Raw genomic sequence first — 19411 nt, 5'->3', positions numbered from 1 at the left:
GTCCTCCTGAAGAATGGAACTCAGCCGAGCTCTATTCTTTGGTAAATATGATCGGCGTTGCGCAGGAATTTTTTAATGTTGAATATCTCTTCAATTTCAGCCCTGCTTATCTTTTGGTTGATTTCATTGTCCTGCATGGCCAGTTCCTTAAGCGACCCGCCCTGCTCCCAGACCTGCATGGCGTTCCTCTGGACGGCGGCATAGGCCTGTTCCCGGGTAAAACCCTTGTCCACCAGGGCTAAAAGCAGGGCCTGGGAAAAGATCAGTCCGCCCGAGGACTCTATGTTCTTCAGCATCCTTTGGGGGAACACCGTCAGGCCCTCTATCAGCCAGACCGCCTTATTAAGCATGTAATCCAGGGCAATGGTGCTGTCGGGGATTATCACCCGCTCGGCCGAGGAGTGCGAGATGTCGCGCTCGTGCCACAGGGCCACGTTCTCCAGCCCCACCATGGCATTGCCCCGGACCAGCCGGGCCAGGCCGCAGATCCGTTCGCAGATGATGGGGTTCTTTTTGTGGGGCATGGCCGAAGATCCCTTCTGACCCTTGGCGAAAGGTTCCTCGGCCTCCCGGACCTCGGTTCTCTGCAGGTGGCGGATCTCCAGGGCTATCTTCTCCAGGCTGGCGGCGATCACGGCCAGGGTGCACAGATACTCGGCGTGGCGGTCGCGCTGGACCACCTGAGTGGATACCGGCTCCGGCTCCAGCCCCAGCTCCCGGCAGACGAATTCCTCCACCTTGGGGTCGATGTGGGCGAAGGTGCCCACCGCTCCGGATATCTTCCCGCAGGCCGCCGAGCTGACTGCCCTCTCCATCCGGCCGATGTTACGCTGGTTCTCCTGCCACCACAGGGCGAACTTCAGCCCCATGGTGGTGGGTTCGGCGTGGATCCCGTGGCTCCGCCCCATCATGATGGTGCCCTTGTGCTCCAGCGCCTTCCGCCGGAGGGCCGCCGAAAGCTTCTGCAGGCCGTCGATGATCACTCCTCCGGCCTCCTTCATCAGCACCCCCCAGGCGGTGTCCAGCACGTCGGACGAGGTCATCCCCATGTGGACAAAGCGCGATGACGGGCCGATATTCTCCGACAGGTTGGTTAAAAAAGCGATCACATCGTGATGGACCTCGGCCTCGATCTGGTTGATCCTCTCCACCTGAAAACGGGCGTTGGCCTGGATGTTCTTGAGATCATCTTCCGGGATGTTTCCCAGCTGGGCCTGGGCCTGGCAGGCCAAAAGCTCCACCTCCAGCCATTTCTGGAACTTGTTCTCTTCGCTCCAGATGGCCTTCATCTTGGGAAGGGTGTAACGTTCGATCATCAGCTAAAAAAGCAAAAGTTATTGTTTGGAATCTTTGGAAACCGGCTTCTTGGCCGGGGATTCTTTTACGTAAGTCACTTCCAGCACTGGATAGAACTGCTCCTTGCCATGATATTCCCGGCATATAAAATCGCGGTCCACTCCCGACTCTCCTTCCGGCACCAAAGCCAGCCCGTAATTGATTTTACCTTTGGAAACCCATTGGTTTAACAGCTTCAAGGCATCCCAGGTATACCATTTCCCTCCTTGGCCGTAATTAATTTCCCCCTTAAGGGTTTGGGTGGAAAATATCATGGAGGTCCATTTGGGTCTATTCCGCCAGGTGACCTTCATCTCCTCCCATGGTGCTGTTATCATCTTGGCGGTTACTCTGGTTTCGGCTGCAGACCCGGCAATATCATTATAAAGTTTTATTTCCGCTTTCACCGGCGTCTTATCCTTGGGAAGTTTTGACAGATCGAACTGCAGAAGTATCACCTTGATGTCGGCGCCGCCGAATCCCAGAAACATTTTGGGGACGGTCAAGTCCTTATCTTTGGCAGTGCGGTCCTTCCAGCCGTATCCGTTGCCGTAATTGGAATCTGGACGGAAAGCATATACCCAGGTATCCTTGACCAACGGACAGGTAATGGTCTGGGCCTGTGGTTCCGGTTTGGCTTTGGATTCCACGGCATCTTTTAAGGTCTGACCTTGAGGCTGGGAAATGTTCTTGTCTGGCATTTGGGCCGACACTATGACCGGAATGATCATAACGGCCAGCAATAGCATAATGACCTTTTTCATCTCCTGACCTCCCTAATATAATTTGGGTTGGTTATTATATGAAACTAAAGATGTTTTTATTTACGCTGGTAGAGTACGTGGGTAAATTCAGGATATTCATTCTTTTCCTTTTCCTGCCAGAGGTCCGGGTTAAATTCCGGGAAATGAGTATCGCCTGCATATTCCTGATTGACCCAGGAGATGTGCATGGCATCTGCAAGAGGCAGTGCTTGTTTATAGATGCTGGCTCCGCCGATAAAAAATATTTTGGATCCAAGGGCTTCGGCCTTTTTAACCGCTTTTTCGAAGCCCTGGCAGACTGTTGCTCCCGGTATCTCCTTGACCGTGGCGCTGACCACTATGTTGTTCCGTCCCGGCAGCGGCTTGCCGATGGATTCAAAAGTGGTGCGGCCCATGATCACCGTGCCGCCCAGGGTTATCTTTTTAAAGAGCTTCAGGTCATCGGAAATGTGCCAGGGCATCCTGCCGTTCAGGCCGATCACCCGGTCCCTGGTCATGGCCACAACGATTATTTTTTCAGGAATGGTCATACCGCAACGGAAAATTTTATTCCTGGATGCGGATCGTACCCTTCCAATATAATGTCAGAAGTGTTTAATTCAAAGAACGGCTTGGCTGCTATGTTTACGCTGGGCAGTTCTTTCGGACCGCGGGTCAGCTGCTGTTTAAGCCCTTCTATGTGATTGGCGTAGATATGGGCGTCGATGATGGTATGAGCAAAACTGCCCGGCTTGAATCCGGTCTCCTGGGCCAGCATCATGGTCAGCAGCGAATAGCAGGCCAGATTGAAAGGTATGCCCAGGGCAATGTCCCCGGAGCGCTGGGTCAGGTGGCAGTTCAGCCGGCCACCGATCACACTGAAACAGAAGGTGTAATGACAGGGCGGCAGTTTGCTCTCGGCGGCGTTCCCGGGATGCCAGGCCGTCACCACCATCCGCCGCCGGTTGGAAGCGGCCGGATTCTGTCTGATTTCTTTTAAGATATCTATGATGTACCGGATCTGATCGAAGGTCCTGTCCCCGGTCTCGGGATCGGTGGTGACCCAGCGGCTGCCCCACTTCTCACCCTCAGCGCCTTTGGAGGGAACGGGAAACCTGCGCCAGAACCTGCCATAAGCGGTCTCCAGTCGGCCTTCGCCGTCGGCCCAGTCGTCCCAGATCTTGGTCTTGGCTCTAAGATCGCGGATATGGGCCTGCCCGCTGAGGTACCAGAAAAGCTCATGCAGCATGGCGTCGAAATTCACTTTTTTTGTGGTCAGCAGGGGAAAGCCTTTCTGCAGATCGACCTGGTAGAAACAGGCGAAGCAGCTCAAGGTATCGACTCCGGTACGGTTCTTCTGCGCCGTCCCGTTGTCCAGTACGTATTTTACCAGATCAAGATATTCGCGCATTAACCCTGTCTCTACAAATGTTGCATCTTACCGGGGAAATTACCCTACCACTGAAACACAGGAAATGGGAATTTAATAACCTTTCCGTGTTCTCATCCGTTCAGTGTTTCCGTGGTAAGCCCGGGTGGGTGACCTTGATCATGAGGAGAATTTTTCCTTGAGGGTGATGTATCTGAGGTATTCGTCGATATCGTTGAGGCTGGGCATGATCAGCTTGCGGTCCTCTATCTTGATCAGGTTCAGGCTCAAAAGCTTCTTGATGATCTCCTCGGTCTTGTGGGCCTCCATTCCCACCATCCCGCCCAGGGTGGCGTAATCGTAGGGAAAATCTATCACCACGCCGTCCGGGGTGCTGGCTCCCCGTTCCTTGGCCATGGAGACCAGCATGGCCACCACCCTCCGCATCTCGTCGCGGATCAGGAGGAATTCCACCTGCTTGTTGGTCTCCCTCAGGCGCCGGGACATGGTCTCCAGCACATAGGCTATCATGGGGTTGTTCTTAAGCTGTGAGTTGAAGGCCTCCCGGTCCACTATCATCAGCTTGGTCTCCTCGATGGCCGTGGCCGCAGCCGATCGCGGGCTGCCGTCGATCACCGCCATCTCGCCGAAGAAGTCACCCTCCTTGAGCACCGCCAGGGTTTTCTCCACGGACCCGGCCGAGCGGGTGATCTTGATCTTTCCGGAACGGATGAGGAACATCTCGTTGCCGGGGTCGCCCTGCTTGAATAGCAGTTCTCCGGCCTTAAGCGATCTTTCGAATTCCTGCCCAGCCATAACTCTCCTTTTACGAAATCCCTCAGCCGAAACCGGCCAAACAGTAAATCTTTCGGGATTTGGAATTTAGGTGATTTTTGGTGTACTGATATAAAGTCTAAATATACCATTATCAAAAAAATAATTCAAGACTAAAAGTGAAAAATAAATCTTTAAGTTTGAACCGGAATGTTGTATAATATTTTTATGGAAGCATCCATCAAACTAAAAGCCTATGCCAAGCTCAATCTTCACCTTGAAGTGCTGGGCAAACGCCCCGATGGGTATCACGACCTTTGGTCCATTTTCCATCTGGTCTCGCTTTACGACGAACTCAAATTCGAACCATTGGAGAACGGGCGGATAATTTTAACCTGCAATAACGACCACCTGCCCGTCAACGAAAAAAATTTGGTGGTCAAGGCCGCCCGGCTGCTGCAGGGTTATCTAAAGGACCATGTCATTCTGAGAAAGACTACCTGTTTACCCTCCGAAGAATCATTTGAAGATCCTTCGGCTTGTCAAGCAATAAGCCCTACACAGGGTGACACTCTGCAAGGTGACAGGTTGCCCGGCGCAAAAATAACCCTTACCAAGAACATCCCCATCGGAGCTGGCCTGGGCGGCGGATCTTCGGATGCCGCAGCCGCCCTGCAGGGTTTGCCAAAACTCTGGGGAATGGAGATCAGCAGTCCTGAATTGCACCGGATGGCGCTGGGACTGGGCTCGGACGTCCCATACTTTCTGCAGGGCGGCACGGCCCTGGTCACCGGAAGGGGCGAAAAGATCAAACCATTGGATTGGAAGCAGGCCTACCATTTCGTGATAGTCTATCCCGGGTTCGGGGTCTCCACTGCCTGGGCCTACAAAAACCTTAAAATACCATTGACAAAAGGGCCCGGATTTAGTAAAATGATTAATTATGGTCCGTCTTTGGGGCCGGAACCGGGACAATTGGCAATATCTCTATGCAACGATCTGGAAAAAGCGGTGATACCCTCCCATCCCCAGATAGATCAGATCAAACAAGAACTTGTCCAAAGCGGCGCCCTGGGCGCCCTGATGTCCGGCAGCGGTTCCTCGGTCTTCGGCATATTTCCCGATTCCGGTTCCGCCCGCCAGGCCGCATTAAAATTGAAATTGCAATGGCCCTGCTGCTTTTACGCCGGCAGTCAGAGATCCTAAAGAAGTTTATCCTAAATTAATACAAAGAATTTTCATCCACCAAGCTATTAACGGACGAAAAGGATAACTTGCATGAAGATCACCGAGATCAGGGTTTCGCTGCGGCAGAAGGACAACGACAAACTTTTGGCCTTTGCCAACGTCACGTTCGACAATGCGTTTGCGGTGCGCGGCATCAAGATCATCCAGGGAACCACCGGACCCTTCATTGCCATGCCCAGCCGCAAGATGGCCGACGGCACTTACAAGGACATCGCCCACCCCATCAACGCCGAGACCCGACTGATGCTGGAAAAATCCATTCTGGACGAATATCACAAGGTGCTTAAGGAAGGCCCCTCCAGGCTTGTCGAGACCGAGATCCCGGCTGACGAGAAATAACAGAAAAGAGTCCTTTCCCACGAAAAGGCACCAAAAGGTACAAAAAGCCCGATTATCCCTTTCGTGAGTTTAGCGGGCAAAAATATAGATTGACAGTAGGTCGCTGCGTCACTGGCCTTAATGGTCCAGAGACATCTCCGTGCGGCTTACCAAGCTTGACTTTTTCAAGCGGCCTGGTGTCAATTTTTTATTGTCCCGCATATAGCATAGCCGCAAAGACACTGCCACACTAAGCACATACTAAGAAGCGCCAAAATGGCAGGATTACTGCTTCCTCATTTTTTAATTGCCTATTTTTAGTCCTGTATCATTGCAGTATATAATAGTATTCGGGGGTCGTCCAATTGGTAGGACACCAGCCTTTGGAGCTGAGAACCAGGGTTCGAGTCCCTGCCCCCGAGCCAGACTACGCCATATAATACTCATAACAGGCAAGAGGCTTCGTCTGGCAGGCCATGACATTTTCTGCGATAGGTCACCATAATATCAAAAATACAGTCCCTTGTCCGCCGAAGTTTCCTTTCATCCAGACAGGTTATAACGCAGGCGGGCTGCCCCCGGGCCAGACTATGCCATATAATTGCACAGAATATAGGGTTACTATGGCAGGCCCGGATATAATAATGACGCCCAGCAATCAAACCATTCAATAGATATGCATAATGAAATGAAGGTATTCTCAGGAACTGCCAACCCCGAGCTGACCAAAGAGATCTGCAAGGTATTGCGCCAGCCTATGGGAGACTGCACCATCTGTCATTTTTCAGACGGTGAGCTCCGGGTCAAGATCAATGAAAACATCCGCGGGGCCGATGTTTTCATAGTCCAGCCCACCTTCTCCCCCGGCGATAACCTGATGGAACTGCTGATCATGATCGACGCCGCTAAAAGGGCTTCCGCCAAGCGGATCACCGCGGTCATTCCATACTTTGGCTACTCCCGCCAGGAGCGCAAGGACCAGCCCCGGGTTCCCATCACCGCCAAATTGGTGGCCAATCTGATCACCATTGCCGGAGCCAACCGGGTGCTGACGCTGGACCTCCACGCCGAACCCATTCAGGGGTTCTTCGACATCCCGGTGGATCATCTGTACGCCTCGCCGGTGCTGATCCGCCATTTCGTCAAACACAAGCTCAAGGACCTGGTGGTGGTGTCGCCCGACACCGGAGGAGTGCCCCGGGCCCGGGCTTTTGCCAAACGGCTGGGCAACGATACCCCCCTGGCCATCATCGATAAAAGGCGGCCAGGTCCCAACCGGGTGGAGATCCTTAACGTGGTGGGCGACGTGGACGGCAAGAACTGTCTGATAGTGGACGATATCATGGATACCGCCCGCACCATTAGCGAGGTGGCGGTCATCCTAAAAAAGAACGGCGCCCGGGAGATCTACGCCTGCGCCACCCACGGAGTGCTTTCCGGCAGCGCCATAGATTCGCTGGAACGATCCCCCATCAAGGAGCTGGTGCTTTCCAATACCATCCCGCTGACCGCCGACAAGAAGATCCCCAAGATCAAAGTGCTTTCCATCGCCTCGCTGCTGGCCGAGGCCATCCGTAGGATCCATCAGGAAAAATCGGTCAGCTCTCTGTTCGTTTGATTTTTCTCCGGAGTGAAGTTCCCAAATATGAATTAACCCCAAAACAATAGAACAAGGAAAGACAACCAAAACATGAACGAAGTGAATTTGACAGCCTACCGCCGGGAGGAGACCGGCAAGCAGCGGGCAAAAAAAATGCGCCGGGGCGGAAAGATCCCGGCAGTGCTTTACGGCCACGGCCAGCCGGCCCTCTCCATTTTCATCAACTCGGCAGACCTGCTGCCCCTGTTCAAGCTGGCCTCCCACGACAACGTGATCATCAACCTGGAAATGGCTGACGACAAAAAACAGATGAAGGCCCTGCTGCGCCAGGTACAGACCGAACCCCTGAGGAACACCCTGTTGCACATGGATTTTCAGGAGATCCTGCTGACGGAGAAGATCAGGATCAACGTTCCCGTCGTCCTGACCGGCGAGCCAACCGGCGTCAAGAATGAGGGCGGCAGCTTGGAGCAGACCCTGCATTCGATAGAGCTTTCCTGCCTGCCCACCGACATCCCTGAAAAGATCGTGGTCGACGTTTCGGGGCTGAAACTGGGACAGACCCTGCATATCTCCGACATCAAGCTGGAAAAGGCCGAACTGCACGGATCCCCCACCCAGCCGGTGGCCAGCGTACTGGCTCCCAGGGCCGAAGCCGAACCGGTAGCGGCCGAAGGAGCTGTAGCCGCAGTGGCCGAAACCGCTCCCAAGGAACCCGAGCTGGTGGCCAAGAAAAAGAAGGAGGCCGAGGAAGAGGTCTAGGCCTGTTCCTCCCTTATGCTTCCTTCAGCTTCAGGCAAAAAATCCAACATCTGGTGTCTGGCCGGACTGGGCAATCCCGGCCGGGAATACAGCCAAACCCGCCACAATTTGGGATTCATGGTCCTGGACCTGCTGGCGGAACAGCTTAAGCTCAGCTGGAAAAGGCGGGCTTTGTATTCTTGCGCCGGCGACAATAAGCGCGGGCTGTTCCTGCTAAAACCACTGACCTTCATGAACCAAAGCGGCCTGGCCGTGGCCAAAGCCCTCAGCTATCAAAAGATCCCAGCCTCGCAGCTGCTGGTGATCTGCGATGACGTAAACCTGCCGCTGGGAAAGATCCGTTTACGGCCCAAGGGCTCCGATGGAGGTCATAACGGCCTCAAGTCCATCATCAAACACTTAAACAGCCAGGATTTCGCAAGGCTGCGGCTGGGGATGGGACCGGTGCCAGACTCCCAGGAAATGGCCGATTTTGTGCTTTCCAGTTTTGCCAAGGCGGAAAGATCTGAAGTCGGGGCAATGACCGGGCAGGCGGCCAAGACGGCGTCTGAAGTGGTCAGAACCGGGGTGGACAAAGCCATCATAAACTTAAATCAGCAAAATATATCCTAAACCAATACAAGGGAGTTTAAACGAAATTGAACGCTTACGAAACAGTACTGATCATCGATCCGGCGGTTGATGAGGCCGGAGTCGACAAACAGGTGGAAAAATACTCCGCCCTGATCAAAAGCCATCAGGGAGAGATCGCCCTGGTGGAGAAATGGGGCCGCCGCAAAATGACCTACCCCATCAACAGCCGGCGTGAGGGTTTTTACGTCTGCCTCCAGTTTAATTCTCCGGCCTCCCTTCCGGCCGAGCTCAACCGGAACATCCGGCTGGACGAAAGCATCATCCGCCACATGACAATAAAGGGCCACGTGCCCAGCGTAGTTGTGGCTGCCCCACTATCCCCTGGGTCTCCCGATGCGGTACCAGAAGCCGCTCCCGAGACCGCCAACCTCTGATCCGGATGTCCTTTAGTTTTGTAAAATAACCTGATATTTAGATTACAATCATTTAAGGATCAAGCAACATGTCAGAATTGCGTTTAGCCGATTTAAACCGCGTTTTCATGGTGGGCCGCCTTACCAAGGACCCCGAGCTCAGACAGACCACCAACGGAACCAGCGTGGCCAATTTTACCATCGCCCTTAACCGGCGATATAAAAGCGCCACTGGCGAGTGGAAGGATGAGGCCACTTATGTGGGTGTGGTAGCCTGGCAAAAACTGGCCGAACTTTGCAAACAGTATCTGGCCAAGGGCCGGGCGGTGTTAGTGGAAGGAAAACTTCAGAACCGCAACTGGGAGACAGAGGACGGGCAAAAGCGCAGCACCATCGAGATCAGGGCCGACCGGATCGAGTTTTTGGACCGGGAAGGACGGCCGTCCATTGGAACAGGGGCCTCCGGACAGGAATCCAGCCCCGAGCCGGTTCACGGCGAAGAACCTGCCTTCAGCAAAAGCGATGACGACCTTCCCTTTTAGATCATTTAATAGAACCGTACCAATAACCGGAGCATCATTATATGACCGAGCTTAAGATACCCAATCTGAACCGGGTGCTGCTGGCCGGCCGGCTGACCCGGGACCCCGAGTTAAGATTTACCCCCAATGGCACTGCGGTCTGCAATTTTTCCATGGCCCTCAACCGCCGCTTTAAGGACCAGGCCGGCAACTGGCAGGACGAGCCCACTTTCGTCAACGTGGTGGCTTGGCAGAGCGCGGCCGAGAACATCGGCAAACATCTGCACAAGGGCAGCCCGGTGCTGGTGGAAGGCCGGCTGGAAAGCAGGTCCTGGGAGACCGAGACCGGGCAAAAAAGGAATTCTTTGGAGGTCCGGGCCGATAACGTTAGGTTTTTGGAGCGTTTTGAATCAACCGCCGCCGCCCCGGGCCCCGAAGAGCCGTCTGAATCACCCGATATCTGAAATAACAATAAATATACCATAAACCACCTTAAAGGATATTCATGAGAGAAACCAGAGAAAGACGAGACCCCAACGCTCCTCCGCGGATCATGCGCCGCAAGGAATGCAAATTCTGCCAGGATAAGTCCGAATTGATAAACTACAAAGACGATAAGAAACTGCGTCATTTCATGACCGAGCGCGGTAAGATCGTGCCCCGCCGCATCTCCGGCAACTGCGCCAAACATCAGCGCCTATTGAACGACGCCATCAAAAGGGCCCGCCACCTGGCGCTGCTGCCCTTCATCTCGGAACACCGTTAATATAATCTTGCAGGAGTAAAACAATAATGAAAGTCATTTTGACCCAGGATATACCTTCTTTGGGAACCAAGACCCAGGTGGTCGAGGTCAAGCCGGGCTACGCCCGCAATTACCTTCTTCCCCAGGGCAAAGCCATGCTGGCCGGCGCCGGAAACCTGAAACAGCTGGAACGGAAGATCCAGACCGAGGCCCTCAGCCTGTCCCGGAAGAAAGCGGAAGCCGAAGAGCAGGCCAAGAAGCTCAATGAGGTTTCCTGCACCGCCGCTGTTCAGGCCGGAGAGGATGACAAGCTCTTCGGATCGGTGACCGCCGCCGACATCTCCGCACTTCTGGCGGCCCAAGGCGTCAAGCTGGACAAGCGCAAACTGATCCTGGAACAGCCCATCAAGGTGCTGGGCGTCTATAACATCCCCATCAAACTTCATCCGGAAGTGGAGGCCAATATAAAACTATGGGTAGTGCGCCAATAAACTTAAGCGGCATCATAAAGCCCGGACAGATCAGCCTGAATTTAAAGGCCCAAAGCCGCGACGGAATACTTAAGGAACTGGTAGGCCTGACCTCTTTGAACGAAAAGGCCCAGCATATGCTGCTGGTCAATTTAAAACAGCGGGAAGAACTGGGATCCACCGGCATCGGCAAGGGAGTGGCCATCCCCCACTGCCGGTCCCTGCTGTTGAACTCCCTGTCGCTGATAGTGGGCCGGTCCAAGAACGGCGTGGACTTCGACGCCATCGACAAGAAGCCCTCCCGGCTGTTCTTTCTGATCATCGCCCCGCCCCACGACCCCCAGAACCAGTACCTGATAGTCTTGGGTAAGATCGCCCAGCTGGCTAAGGGGCTGACCGCCAACGACGCCCTGTTCACAGCGGATACCCCCGAAGATTTCACACTCCGAATGGTCGAACTGGAAAAGAAACTTTAAAACACGGAAGCTGATAAAATGATACACCCTCAACTGGAGCTGCTGGTAACCCTGCACGACCTGGAACTGATGATCAAGGAATCCACCGAAGAGGCCAACAAACAGGAAGCTATGGGTTTTAAGATCGAGGCCAGCCAGGAGCACCTTAATAAAGCGCTGTCCGAGGTTGAAAAACAGGTGGATCCCGAGATCCTGAACCGCTATAAAAAGCTCAAACAGAAATACGGACGCCCGGTGGTGCCGGTCATCAACGGGGTTTGTTGCGGCTGTTACATCATGATGCCCACTTCCCAGGCCACCAATGTCAAAAGGAATCAGACCATCACCAACTGCGGCAACTGCGGACGGTTTTTATACTGGCCGGCAGTATAGTTTTCATCGTAATTTTTTAAACAAGGAGAGATACATTGGGTAACATTTGCGAGATCTGCGGCAAGGGAGTCAGCTTCGGCCATACCGTCAGCCATGCCCACAACGTGGGACCCAGGCGCTGGAACCCCAACCTGCATACCGTTCACGCTTCGGTGGACGGCAAGACCAAAAAAATAGAGGTCTGCACCCGCTGCCTGCGCTCCGGTAAAGTTCAAAAGAAAGCAAAATAGACCTTGCCCCTACCTTTAAAAGGCTGCCGGAAAAAATACCGCAGCCTTTTTTTACAATACTATCCATTATTAAGAAAATATGATCTATAAGCATTGCCCCGGCTGCGGCGGAACGCTAAAGAAGACCAAGATTGACGGGCACCAGCGCCAAAACTGCCCGGCCTGCGGCTTTGTCTATTACCGCAACCCGGCTCCGGCGGCCGGATGCATAATATTGATCAAAGGCAGACTGCTGCTGGTCCGGCGCAAATATGAACCCTACCGCGGAGACTGGTGCCTGCCGGCCGGTTTCATGGAATACGGGGAATCGCCCAAGGCCTGCGCCCGGCGGGAGATCCTGGAAGAGACCGGGCTTAGGATCAAGGCGGGCGAATTGATCGGGGTGTACAGCGGGACCGACGACCCCCGCACCCATGCCGTCCTGATAGTCTACCTGGGGCTTCCCTCCGGTGATGAATGCCGGGCCGGGGATGATGCCAGCGCCATAAAACTCTTCCCCTTGGACAAGCTGCCCAAGAATATCGCCTTCAAAGCCCATACCCAAGCCATCAAGGATTTTTGCCGATATGCCGGTATCAAAACCTAAGGGCCGGGTGCTGGCCCTGGACCTGGGCAAGCGCCGGGTGGGCTCCGCCGTCAGCGACGAACTGGGCATCACAGCCCAGGGGCTGGAATGCTTTGAGATCCGGGGACGGCAGGACCTGCTTGCTAAAATAAAAGATTATCAGCAGCGGTTCCCCATCACCGCCATCGTGCTGGGCAAACCGTCCCACCTGGACGGCTCCCCTACCGACCTCAGTAAAATGGTAGACGAGACCAGGACTTTCTTGGAGAAATACCTGGGGATACCCATTCATCTGTATGATGAAAGGTTCACCAGCAAGATCGCACAGCAAAGCCTGCACCAGTCCGGGATAAAGTTTAAGAACAACAAACAACTTCTTGACAAAACGGCCGCCACCATAATTCTTACCGATTTTTTGAAAGACCATGCCGTCAGCTAAAAAACACATCACCGGACTGTCCCTTTTTCTGGCCGTCGTCGTGCTGGGAACCGCCGGCTATCTGCTGTTCTTCGTCTCCCCAGCCGGCGATACCGGCTGGGAAGCCCGGATAATAACCATCACCAAGGGGCAATCCACCACCCGCATCGCCTATAACCTGCACCAGGAAGGCGTGATCAGCAGCCCCCGCAGCTTCAAACTTTTGTCCTATGTCCTGGGGTTGAACCAGCACCTTAAGGCCGGAAGATATAAGTTTGAATGGCCGATGTCTTCCTGGGAGGCCCTGCAACAGCTGAACCGGGGAGCGAACATCTACAACATGCTGACCATCCCCGAAGGGTTGACCATGGCTCAGATCGCCGGCCTGCTGCAATCCGCCACCGGCAACGACAGTTCCGCCCTGCTGGAAAAGTTCAATGACACCGCCTTCTGCCACGGTCAGGGGATCCCGGCCCGAAACATGGAAGGATATCTTTTCCCCGACACCTACTCCTTTGAATGGGAGACCCCGGCGGATAAGATCGCTTCCCTGATGCTGGAACAATTCCGCCGTCAGATCCCCCCGGAATGGGAACAGGAGCTTAAAAAACAGCGGCGCACCCTGCACCAGGCGGTGATCATGGCTTCGATGGTTGAGGCTGAGGCCCGGGTGGACTCGGAACGGGCGGTGGTGGCCTCGGTCTTTTACAACCGTTTGAGACTGAGAAGACCTTTGGAATCCTGCGCCAGCATTGAATACATCCTTCCCCGGCGGAAAAAGACCCGGCTGACCTACGCCGACCTGGAGATCAAGTCGCCTTACAACACCTACCGCCGGATCGGTCTCCCTCCCGGCCCCATCTGCAACCCCGGACGAAAATCGCTGGAAGCGGCCGTTTTCCCTGCTAAGACGGAATATCTGTACTTCGTGGCCAAGGGGGACGGCAGTCATGTTTTCAGCAAGAGTTTGAGGGAGCATATAAACGCCAAGAACAGGATACAGATAAAATAGCATAAAGTAAATAAAAAAGCCCCGCAAACTGCGGGGCTTTTCTATTTTAAGAGAGACCCAGCTCCCTGATGTCAGACTCGTTGTTCCTCCATTTCTCCTTGACCTTGACAAACAGCTCCAAGAACACCGGACGGTCCAAAAACTCCTCTATCTCCCTCCTGGAATTGATCCCGATGGCCTTGACCTTATGGCCGCCCTGGCCTATCAGGATCGGCTTTTGAGACTGCTTCTCCACCCAGATGGTGGCCTTGATCACGTCCTTACGTCCCTCCTGCTCCTTGAATTCGTCAATTATCACCGCGGTGGCATACGGCACTTCGGCTCCGCACAGTTCAAAGATCTTTTCCCGGATGATCTCGGCCACGAAGAACTTCTCCGGCTGGTCGGACACCATTTCATCGGGATAGAACGGCTTGCCTTCCGGCAGCAGTTCTATCAGACCGGCTTCCAGTTCCTTAAGTCCGAATTGCCTGAGGGCCGAGATGGGATATATCCGGTCCAGCCCGGTGGCCTGGTTCACCTGCGCGATCAGTTCCAGCACTCCCTCCTTTGGCACCGCGTCGATCTTGTTCAGCACCACGATAGTGTTCTTGCGCCGGTATTTTTGCAGATAATTCCAATCCTCGTCATGCCAGCCCTTTTGGGCATCCACCAGAAAGGCCAGGACATCCGACTGGGAAATGGAATTGACCGCGATCTTCAGCAGAGCGTCCTGCATAGCATAGCGGGGATCCAGCAGGCCCGGAGTGTCCATCAGGACAACCTGGTGCTGGCCGCTGGAAATGATCCCCAGCACCCTCTGACGGGTGGTCTGGGGACGGCGGCTGACCGCCGCCAGCTTCTGGCCCAGCAGGGCGTTGAGCAGGGTTGATTTTCCCACATTGGGCCGCCCGGCCAGGGCCACGTAACCGGATTTAAAGGTCATTTAAACGCTTTCTGAACTTTCAACAAATTCATAATATTACTAGGACTAAAACTAATGACGTTTTTAATTAGGAATCCATGAAACCATGAAGATTAAGTTTTGAAAGCCACAATAGTTTCCTGTATTCCTGGCTTCCTTATAAGTTCGGTATGTAACTTAGATCATCATTTCTTGGGAATCACCAGTTCGTACTTCCTGGCACCGGACTCTATCTCAGTACCGTAAAGCTTTATGGAATCCGGCTTGGAATCTCCCTTGGAATAGATGTACATCTTTTCGAAGACCGTTGGCTGGCCGTTGATCAGCATCTCGGCCCGGGCGGTCCCGTTCAGCAGGGATATCTTGATCAGTCTTTCCTTAAAAGGCTTGAGTGTCATATTGTAATGTTTGCCCGAGGGATCCGGTTCCACATTGTAGCCGTAGGCCATCTTCTTTTCGATGAAGGACAGCGGTTCGGTGGTCTTCCCGGTGGAATCCTTGGCCCACATTATCCAGAAGGCCTTGATCGGTTCCTTGGCATTGATCTCGCCGTTCTTGGCTATGTTGGCCTCGTAATACAGCTTGTTGACGTTCTTGGTCCGCTCTATCAGGAACAGCGGCTGGGTGGTTTGGGCCAGGGTCAGGCCGAACAGGGCCAGGCACAATGAAAGGATCAGGATCGCTCTTTTCATTTCAACTCCTTGCGGCTGGATTGATGTTTCCAGTTTATTACTTTAGCCGGGCACTGGCTGATGCACACACCGCAGGCAAAACAATCGGCCCGGAACTTTTTATCGTGATAGATCCCCTTCATGGCCTGGGTGGGACAGACCTGAATGCATTTCTGGCACTTAAGGCACCCCTGACGGTCTATCCGGGGGTGCAGGAGGCTGATCTGCTCCACCAGCCAGCCGGCCAGTCCAAAGGGGCAGAACAGCTGGCACCAGGGGCGGTAGAAGAAAAGGCTGAGCAGCAGGATCGCTGCCGTGAATATCAGCCCGGCCAGACCCATGTCCCATGTGCGGATGTTGAATATCTTGAAAGGATCAATTTCTCCCACCCAATCCAGACCCCAGGCAAAGGCCAGCAGAATGACCGAGCCGAACACCGCCAACCTGATGCTGTTGGTAAGCCAGAACGGCAGTTTGAACTTCTTGAAAGGAGTGAAGTGCAAAAGGTCCTGCAGGGCCCCGAAATGACAGCCCCAACCACAGATGGCCTTGTTGGAGGTGAATACCATCAGCAGAAAAACAACAGCCGCAACCATCCGGGGCGGAAAGACCACGCCCTCCTTCCCCAGCAGAAGGATGGTGTCCTTGATGGTTCCCATGGGATTGGGATCGCTGCCGTATATGAAGCCGAACAACAAGGCGGTCCCGGCCAGCCATGACAATTGGAGTTTAGAGGATACTTTATTTCTGACCAGCAATGCAGTGGCGCCAATGAGCGCCAGTATCCACAGCCCGAATTTGGATACGATCTGTTTCCAGTCCTTGGCCTTCTCGGTGGCCTGCAGTACCTTCAATTTGCGGACCGCTTTTTGAACTTTATCCAAGGGAATCCCGGCCTGGGCCATGGTTTGCTGCGACTGGTCCGGCCTTAGCTTAAGTCCCTTTAACAGCTTTTCCGGGGTAAGACCATTGTCCAAAGCGATCTTGGCGATTGTGCCGGTAGTATCGATCTGAAGAATGATTTTGTCCTGGTTCTCAGCGTTTACATTCAGACAGACAATGACCGTCAGAAACAGCAGCAATATCAGTTTTTTCATAATTTCAGGCATTGATCAATATTTTAACAAGGTTTTACTGTCTTCACCGGTATGGTTTCAGTATTTCCAGTATCCTGGGATCAGCTTTTTGCCCCAATTCCACCGCCCGGTCGTAATATTTGACAGCTGCTGAATAATCTTTTTCCCGGAAACTCAGCAGGGCCAGGTATCCAGCTATGGCGGGATCCTTTGGACTTGCCAGATAGGCTTTGGTCAGTGTTGTTTTGGCCTCGGCCGGCCTGCCGCCCTTGAAATACAAGGTTCCCAGCTCTTTCAATAATTGGAAAGACCCGGGTTGATGCCCCAACGCTTCCTGATAGACCGCGATCGCGCTGTCGGCATATCCGGCCTGTAAACACAACCGCCCGGCGTTTATGGCATAGTTCTCATCATCGGGTGCCAGATAAAAAGCCTGGATCTGATATTTCAGGGCAGAATCCATCCGGGCCTTGCCGGCGTAAAGAATCCCCAGGTTGGATGCGGCCTCGGCATAACCGGGGTCAATGGACAGGGCCTTTTTAAAATGCATTTCAGCTTCGGCAACATTGCCCAGCGAGTACAGGGCCATCCCCATGTTGTTATAGGCATGCTGATAATCAGGCTTCAGCCGGGCGGCTTCCCGGAACGATTCCAGCGCTGAGGCATATTCGCCATTCTGGAACCGGACCTTGCCCTGCATGTCATGGGCATAGAACAGCCTGGGCGAAGTTTTTACGGCATACTCCCAGAATGTTTTGCCGTCCTGATATTTGCGGTTGTGCGCCAGCGACAGGGCCGCCAGCAATAAGATCAGCCCGGCAGCCAGATACTTTTGCACCGTTTTCCCAAGATCGAGGCTGGCCAGTGTCTTTGACTGCCCCAGCATCAGCATCAGGCCGGCCATCGGCAGATACAGCCTCTGCTCCAGAAAATTGGCATAACCGGAGGAGCTTACTATATACGGCAGCAGGAACATCAGGTACCAGGCCAGACCCAGAATGAATAATGGTTTGTTATTTATGCCCTTCCAGCCAAAAAGCGCGATTATCATGATCACCGACGCAATCCCCAAAGCGATGTTGGTATCAACGGGGACGGGTATGGCCGCCAGGTTGAAGGGAAAGAATATTTTGCCGAAATATCCCAGCATCCCGTTAACATTCTCGTAAAACCCGTTGAAGGTCATTCCAGACACTTGGACATTCCCGGGCATAGCCATGTTCCGTAAATAATACCAAAAAGCCAAAATGGCCAGCCAGCCCAAAAGCAAAGGCATGAGCTTGATGAAACTATCTCCTTTTTGCTTCAGAACATATCCATAGACCGGGATGAATACCAGCGGCAGCAGTACCGCGCTTTCCTTGGTTAAAAGAGCCGCCAGGCTTAGTGTAAGATAAGCCCCCAGCCATTGCCAGTTTCTGTTTTCAACATATCTGATGAAAGCCAGCGCCGAGGACAGTACAAACAATGCCAGCAGACTGTCGTTCCTCCCCGGGATCCAGGCCACGGCCTGGTTCAACGCCGGGTGCACGGCAAAGATCAAAGAGAACAGGGCGGCAATACCTGCCCGTGACAGCAAAATCTTTAGCAATTTGCACAACAGCAGGCAGCAGGCCATATGCAGCAATATGTTGGTCAGATGGTATCCCCAGGGCCGGACCCCGCTCCACACCGCATCCAGCATAAAGGAAACAGTCAACAGCGGACGGTAGATCGTCCCCTTGCCGCCGAAAGCGTCCTGGGTGAAGGCCTGAAGAATGTTTTTGATGTCCCCGGTAAATTTAAAATTCTCGACTATCAGTCCGTAATCATCCATGTAAGTATATTGATGCCGCAAGGCGGGGGCATACAAGATCAAGATGACCAGGGCGATCAGCCAGGGAATGTGCTTCTCTTTTATTTTAGCAAAGGTATCAGGCATTTTAAAAGTTTGCAGTCTTTCAGTTGCCGCTGAAATGTTTGGCGGCCGCCGCCATCTTGTCCAGCACCGCCGAACATTTCATGTGATCGTCAACAAAACCCCGGACGCTGACGGTGATCCCCTGGTCGTCCACCGCGGCGGCGGGATGGGCGGAGAAGAGGTCCAGCAGGGACCGCTGGTTTTCCAGGGTCATCAGGTACTTTATCTTCAGAGGATCGCTGCCGGTGACCTGGATCTTCTTGTCGAACGGTTCGTTGCCGGACTGCACCTCTTTGCCCTTCTGTCCCAGGATGAATTGTTTCAGCAGCAGGCTGTTGGCGTTGATCTTAAGCCCCAGGCCCAGCGGCCGGGGAAAAGCGGTTTTGAATTCGGTGTAGGTGGTCTTGTCCCGCTTGACCACGGTGATCCGGACATCGTAGCCCTTATATTTTCCGGTCAGGGACAAAGGGGATGCCAGGGCCAGCAGATCCCTTAGGAAACTGTTTCCGGCCAGTTTCTGGGAAGCCTGGTAAGTATTGAAGTCCCGGGCGTTGTGAATGCCCTGGGTCTGCCGGTTCATTTGCTGGAAGAGCTGGCCCTCGCTTAACTGCAGGCCTAGCTTCATGGCGATGTCCTTCATCTTGGCCTTCTGCTTCTGCCGGCCCAAATAGCCCAAGTAGAGCATCAGGGGGAAAACCCCGATGAATATCAGGAACGGAAGATTGGGCATTATGAATGAAAGTATGTTATCCATTATTTACCTGCTGATTTATATTAATGACTATCTAACTTGATCAGGAAAAGTAGAAAGAATATAGTGGATTTGGTAAAATGCAGATTTTACCCGGTTATGTTCTTTTCTTTTTGTACCGCCAACAAGAAAAGAACCAAAAGAAAAAGCTCGTCGCTTAAAACT

Annotated in this window: 26 protein-coding genes and 1 tRNA gene; 17 read left to right on the top strand and 10 right to left on the bottom strand. The window is 53.5% G+C overall.

Annotated features, from left to right (window positions below):
* Positions 1–20: 20 nt before the first annotated feature.
* The 5 genes from HZA73_02820 to HZA73_02800 all read right to left on the bottom strand — a co-directional run bounded on the left by HZA73_02820 (position 21) and on the right by HZA73_02800 (position 4263).
* Positions 21–1316 carry an adenylosuccinate lyase gene (locus tag HZA73_02820; protein ID MBI5804960.1) on the bottom strand — a complete coding sequence of 432 codons (1296 nt, stop codon included), beginning with the start codon at positions 1314–1316 and terminating at the stop codon, positions 21–23.
* Between the two features lie 18 nt (positions 1317–1334).
* Positions 1335–2099, bottom strand: a complete 765-nt coding sequence (locus tag HZA73_02815; GenBank protein ID MBI5804959.1) for a DNRLRE domain-containing protein — start codon at positions 2097–2099, stop codon at positions 1335–1337.
* A gap of 56 nt (positions 2100–2155) precedes the next feature.
* Positions 2156–2629 carry a dihydrofolate reductase gene (locus tag HZA73_02810; protein MBI5804958.1) on the bottom strand — a complete coding sequence of 158 codons (474 nt, stop codon included), beginning with the start codon at positions 2627–2629 and terminating at the stop codon, positions 2156–2158.
* On the bottom strand, positions 2626–3489 hold the full coding sequence (thyA, locus tag HZA73_02805) for a thymidylate synthase (GenBank protein ID MBI5804957.1): 864 nt from the start codon (positions 3487–3489) through the stop codon (positions 2626–2628). The genes HZA73_02810 and thyA overlap by 4 nt, the downstream gene beginning before the upstream one ends.
* Positions 3490–3627: 138 nt before the next feature.
* On the bottom strand, positions 3628–4263 hold the full coding sequence (locus tag HZA73_02800; GenBank protein ID MBI5804956.1) for a Crp/Fnr family transcriptional regulator: 636 nt from the start codon (positions 4261–4263) through the stop codon (positions 3628–3630).
* A gap of 186 nt (positions 4264–4449) precedes the next feature.
* Here HZA73_02800 and ispE point away from each other — a divergent pair, with 186 nt between their 5' ends.
* The 17 genes from ispE (at position 4450) to mltG (ending at position 13944) form a co-directional block, all read left to right on the top strand.
* A complete protein-coding gene (ispE, locus tag HZA73_02795; protein MBI5804955.1) occupies positions 4450–5427 on the top strand; it encodes a 4-(cytidine 5'-diphospho)-2-C-methyl-D-erythritol kinase in 978 nt (325 codons plus the stop codon).
* Between the two features lie 72 nt (positions 5428–5499).
* Positions 5500–5808, top strand: coding sequence for a septation protein SpoVG family protein (locus HZA73_02790; protein ID MBI5804954.1), 309 nt, complete (start codon positions 5500–5502; stop codon positions 5806–5808).
* A 329-nt stretch (positions 5809–6137) separates the two neighbouring features.
* Positions 6138–6212, top strand: a tRNA-Gln gene (locus HZA73_02785).
* 251 nt (positions 6213–6463) lie between these two features.
* A complete protein-coding gene (locus tag HZA73_02780; GenBank protein MBI5804953.1) occupies positions 6464–7405 on the top strand; it encodes a ribose-phosphate pyrophosphokinase in 942 nt (313 codons plus the stop codon).
* Positions 7406–7477: 72 nt separating this feature from the next.
* Positions 7478–8149 (top strand): 50S ribosomal protein L25, encoded by a 672-nt coding sequence (locus HZA73_02775; protein MBI5804952.1) that lies wholly within the window; start codon positions 7478–7480, stop codon positions 8147–8149.
* Positions 8150–8164: 15 nt separating this feature from the next.
* Positions 8165–8761, top strand: a complete 597-nt coding sequence (locus tag HZA73_02770) for an aminoacyl-tRNA hydrolase (protein MBI5804951.1) — start codon at positions 8165–8167, stop codon at positions 8759–8761.
* 26 nt (positions 8762–8787) lie between these two features.
* On the top strand, positions 8788–9156 hold the full coding sequence (rpsF, locus tag HZA73_02765) for a 30S ribosomal protein S6 (protein MBI5804950.1): 369 nt from the start codon (positions 8788–8790) through the stop codon (positions 9154–9156).
* 68 nt (positions 9157–9224) lie between these two features.
* On the top strand, positions 9225–9677 hold the full coding sequence (locus HZA73_02760; GenBank protein MBI5804949.1) for a single-stranded DNA-binding protein: 453 nt from the start codon (positions 9225–9227) through the stop codon (positions 9675–9677).
* A 41-nt stretch (positions 9678–9718) separates the two neighbouring features.
* Positions 9719–10120: a single-stranded DNA-binding protein gene (locus HZA73_02755; protein MBI5804948.1), complete on the top strand. Its 402-nt coding sequence runs from the start codon at positions 9719–9721 to the stop codon at positions 10118–10120.
* A 41-nt stretch (positions 10121–10161) separates the two neighbouring features.
* Entirely contained in the window at positions 10162–10422 is a 261-nt protein-coding gene (locus tag HZA73_02750; protein MBI5804947.1) for a 30S ribosomal protein S18, read from the top strand.
* A gap of 26 nt (positions 10423–10448) precedes the next feature.
* Positions 10449–10892: a 50S ribosomal protein L9 gene (locus tag HZA73_02745; GenBank protein MBI5804946.1), complete on the top strand. Its 444-nt coding sequence runs from the start codon at positions 10449–10451 to the stop codon at positions 10890–10892.
* Positions 10874–11347, top strand: a complete 474-nt coding sequence (locus HZA73_02740; GenBank protein MBI5804945.1) for a PTS sugar transporter subunit IIA — start codon at positions 10874–10876, stop codon at positions 11345–11347. The genes HZA73_02745 and HZA73_02740 overlap by 19 nt, the downstream gene beginning before the upstream one ends.
* 18 nt (positions 11348–11365) lie before the next feature.
* The gene (locus HZA73_02735) at positions 11366–11719 is read left to right on the top strand and encodes a hypothetical protein (GenBank protein ID MBI5804944.1); all 354 of its coding nucleotides are present in this window, start codon (positions 11366–11368) and stop codon (positions 11717–11719) included.
* Between the two features lie 35 nt (positions 11720–11754).
* Positions 11755–11949, top strand: coding sequence for a 50S ribosomal protein L28 (locus HZA73_02730; GenBank protein MBI5804943.1), 195 nt, complete (start codon positions 11755–11757; stop codon positions 11947–11949).
* A 79-nt stretch (positions 11950–12028) separates the two neighbouring features.
* The gene (locus HZA73_02725; protein MBI5804942.1) at positions 12029–12535 is read left to right on the top strand and encodes an NUDIX hydrolase; all 507 of its coding nucleotides are present in this window, start codon (positions 12029–12031) and stop codon (positions 12533–12535) included.
* Positions 12516–12953: a Holliday junction resolvase RuvX gene (gene ruvX / locus HZA73_02720; protein MBI5804941.1), complete on the top strand. Its 438-nt coding sequence runs from the start codon at positions 12516–12518 to the stop codon at positions 12951–12953. Before HZA73_02725 ends, ruvX begins: the two co-directional genes overlap by 20 nt.
* Complete coding sequence (gene mltG, locus HZA73_02715) at positions 12940–13944, top strand: endolytic transglycosylase MltG (protein MBI5804940.1); 1005 nt, start codon at positions 12940–12942, stop codon at positions 13942–13944. Before ruvX ends, mltG begins: the two co-directional genes overlap by 14 nt.
* A 46-nt stretch (positions 13945–13990) precedes the next feature.
* Here the strand turns inward: mltG and era are convergent, their stop codons facing one another.
* The 5 genes from era to HZA73_02690 all read right to left on the bottom strand — a co-directional run bounded on the left by era (position 13991) and on the right by HZA73_02690 (position 19249).
* A complete protein-coding gene (gene era, locus HZA73_02710) occupies positions 13991–14869 on the bottom strand; it encodes a GTPase Era (protein ID MBI5804939.1) in 879 nt (292 codons plus the stop codon).
* 164 nt (positions 14870–15033) lie between these two features.
* On the bottom strand, positions 15034–15540 hold the full coding sequence (locus HZA73_02705) for a DUF4833 domain-containing protein (GenBank protein ID MBI5804938.1): 507 nt from the start codon (positions 15538–15540) through the stop codon (positions 15034–15036).
* Positions 15537–16616 (bottom strand): 4Fe-4S binding protein, encoded by a 1080-nt coding sequence (locus HZA73_02700; GenBank protein ID MBI5804937.1) that lies wholly within the window; start codon positions 16614–16616, stop codon positions 15537–15539. Before HZA73_02700 ends, HZA73_02705 begins: the two co-directional genes overlap by 4 nt.
* A 43-nt stretch (positions 16617–16659) precedes the next feature.
* Complete coding sequence (locus HZA73_02695) at positions 16660–18516, bottom strand: tetratricopeptide repeat protein (GenBank protein ID MBI5804936.1); 1857 nt, start codon at positions 18514–18516, stop codon at positions 16660–16662.
* Positions 18517–18535: 19 nt separating this feature from the next.
* Entirely contained in the window at positions 18536–19249 is a 714-nt protein-coding gene (locus HZA73_02690; protein ID MBI5804935.1) for a hypothetical protein, read from the bottom strand.
* Positions 19250–19411 lie beyond the last annotated feature (162 nt).

Source organism: candidate division TA06 bacterium (assembly GCA_016235665.1).
Classification (GTDB): domain Bacteria; phylum Edwardsbacteria; class AC1; order AC1; family EtOH8; genus UBA5202.
The sequence above is the reverse complement of the archived record's forward strand: the minus strand, read 5'-3'. Positions and strand labels throughout refer to the sequence as shown.

Bases quoted from the DNA above. Each gene is read 5' to 3' on its own strand.
- HZA73_02755 (MBI5804948.1), top strand. From the start codon at position 9,719: ATGACCGAGCTTAAGATACCCAATCTGAACCGGGTGCTGCTGGCCGGC.
- HZA73_02725 (MBI5804942.1), top strand. From the start codon at position 12,029: ATGATCTATAAGCATTGCCCCGGCTGCGGCGGAACGCTAAAGAAGACC.
- era (MBI5804939.1), bottom strand. From the start codon at position 14,869: ATGACCTTTAAATCCGGTTACGTGGCCCTGGCCGGGCGGCCCAATGTG.
- HZA73_02770 (MBI5804951.1), top strand. From the start codon at position 8,165: ATGCTTCCTTCAGCTTCAGGCAAAAAATCCAACATCTGGTGTCTGGCC.
- HZA73_02800 (MBI5804956.1), bottom strand. From the start codon at position 4,263: ATGGCTGGGCAGGAATTCGAAAGATCGCTTAAGGCCGGAGAACTGCTA.
- HZA73_02705 (MBI5804938.1), bottom strand. From the start codon at position 15,540: ATGAAAAGAGCGATCCTGATCCTTTCATTGTGCCTGGCCCTGTTCGGC.
- HZA73_02760 (MBI5804949.1), top strand. From the start codon at position 9,225: ATGTCAGAATTGCGTTTAGCCGATTTAAACCGCGTTTTCATGGTGGGC.
- HZA73_02775 (MBI5804952.1), top strand. From the start codon at position 7,478: ATGAACGAAGTGAATTTGACAGCCTACCGCCGGGAGGAGACCGGCAAG.
- HZA73_02780 (MBI5804953.1), top strand. From the start codon at position 6,464: ATGCATAATGAAATGAAGGTATTCTCAGGAACTGCCAACCCCGAGCTG.
- ruvX (MBI5804941.1), top strand. From the start codon at position 12,516: ATGCCGGTATCAAAACCTAAGGGCCGGGTGCTGGCCCTGGACCTGGGC.
- thyA (MBI5804957.1), bottom strand. From the start codon at position 3,489: ATGCGCGAATATCTTGATCTGGTAAAATACGTACTGGACAACGGGACG.
- HZA73_02745 (MBI5804946.1), top strand. From the start codon at position 10,449: ATGAAAGTCATTTTGACCCAGGATATACCTTCTTTGGGAACCAAGACC.
- HZA73_02810 (MBI5804958.1), bottom strand. From the start codon at position 2,629: ATGACCATTCCTGAAAAAATAATCGTTGTGGCCATGACCAGGGACCGG.
- HZA73_02750 (MBI5804947.1), top strand. From the start codon at position 10,162: ATGAGAGAAACCAGAGAAAGACGAGACCCCAACGCTCCTCCGCGGATC.
- HZA73_02815 (MBI5804959.1), bottom strand. From the start codon at position 2,099: ATGAAAAAGGTCATTATGCTATTGCTGGCCGTTATGATCATTCCGGTC.
- mltG (MBI5804940.1), top strand. From the start codon at position 12,940: ATGCCGTCAGCTAAAAAACACATCACCGGACTGTCCCTTTTTCTGGCC.
- HZA73_02695 (MBI5804936.1), bottom strand. From the start codon at position 18,516: ATGCCTGATACCTTTGCTAAAATAAAAGAGAAGCACATTCCCTGGCTG.
- HZA73_02690 (MBI5804935.1), bottom strand. From the start codon at position 19,249: ATGGATAACATACTTTCATTCATAATGCCCAATCTTCCGTTCCTGATA.
- ispE (MBI5804955.1), top strand. From the start codon at position 4,450: ATGGAAGCATCCATCAAACTAAAAGCCTATGCCAAGCTCAATCTTCAC.
- HZA73_02700 (MBI5804937.1), bottom strand. From the start codon at position 16,616: ATGAAAAAACTGATATTGCTGCTGTTTCTGACGGTCATTGTCTGTCTG.
- HZA73_02740 (MBI5804945.1), top strand. From the start codon at position 10,874: ATGGGTAGTGCGCCAATAAACTTAAGCGGCATCATAAAGCCCGGACAG.
- HZA73_02735 (MBI5804944.1), top strand. From the start codon at position 11,366: ATGATACACCCTCAACTGGAGCTGCTGGTAACCCTGCACGACCTGGAA.
- HZA73_02790 (MBI5804954.1), top strand. From the start codon at position 5,500: ATGAAGATCACCGAGATCAGGGTTTCGCTGCGGCAGAAGGACAACGAC.
- HZA73_02820 (MBI5804960.1), bottom strand. From the start codon at position 1,316: ATGATCGAACGTTACACCCTTCCCAAGATGAAGGCCATCTGGAGCGAA.